Genomic DNA, 1,046 nt, shown 5'->3' on the forward strand with positions numbered 1-1,046 from the left:
TTTTCCGTCGCCAGTGGCATAAATGGGAGTTCCACGGGGTGCGGTAAAATCCATGCCATGGTGAAACTTCCTGACTTTGGTAAACGGGTCATTTCTCCAACCATAACCGGAAGCCATTCTCGAAAGGTCTTCATTGGCCACAGGTTGAATGGCGGGTATGGCGGCCAGAAGCTTTTCTTTTTCACCGGCAAGAACAGTTATTTCATCCAAAGATCGCGATTGAACAACAATTTGTTTGGTGAGTATATCCATCCTTCTGCTGGTAGAAGTGATAAGTCTGGAATTGTCAAAACCCTCAAGGTCACGGTATCGGTTTACTCCGCCAAACCCGGCTCTTCGTTGTTCTTCGGGAATGGGATCTGCTTCAAAGTAAATGCGGTAAATTTTATCGTCCCTGTGAGCCACATCAGCCAAAACTTCTTCAACATCAGTCATTTTTCGGTTGAGAAGTTCAAACTGCAGTTGCATATTGGCAAGTTCACGATTAAGAATTTTTTCCCGTGGGGTTTCAAGTGAAGGAATACTCAAATAAATCAAAAGCAGTAAGAAACCACCTAAAAACATCCCAAGTATGTAGAGTGAGATAAAGCCAACCTTTTTGCCTTTTTTTACCTCTATTTTTCTATAGGAAAGGGTCTCACTGTCGTAATAATATTTAACCTTTGACATAAGTTAAAATGTTCTATTTTTGCATCATAGCAAAAAAGTTCAGAACTGCTTTTTTTTGCATAACGGACAAATATAAAAAATAGTTTAAGACTTGACCGCAAATTAATACTCCTTTTAGCATTTATGAAGTCACAAGATATTAGAAAACAATTTTTAGAATTTTTTAAATCCAAAAGACATGCTATTGTGCCATCAGCCCCAATGGTGATTAAAGACGACCCCACTTTGATGTTTACCAATGCAGGAATGAACCAGTTTAAGGAATATTTCTTAGGGAATTCAATTCCTAAAAACAGCCGCGTGGCTGATACTCAAAAATGCTTAAGGGTTTCCGGAAAACACAATGACCTGGAGGAAGTGGGCAAAGATACTTACCA

General features: G+C 39.4%; 2 protein-coding genes. One reads left to right on the top strand and one right to left on the bottom strand.

The genetic code is table 11. The features are described 5' to 3' along the window. A partial coding sequence (locus AC6F75_RS06845) for a M23 family metallopeptidase (protein WP_500714211.1) occupies nt 1-669 on the bottom strand: 669 nt, incomplete at its 3' end. A 123-nt stretch (nt 670-792) separates the two neighbouring features. Between AC6F75_RS06845 and AC6F75_RS06850 the strand changes: the two genes are divergently transcribed. Then, nucleotides 793-1,046: alanine--tRNA ligase-related protein (locus AC6F75_RS06850; protein ID WP_500714213.1), on the top strand; the 254-nt coding region annotated here is incomplete at its 3' end.

This window comes from Planktosalinus sp., assembly GCF_059864935.1.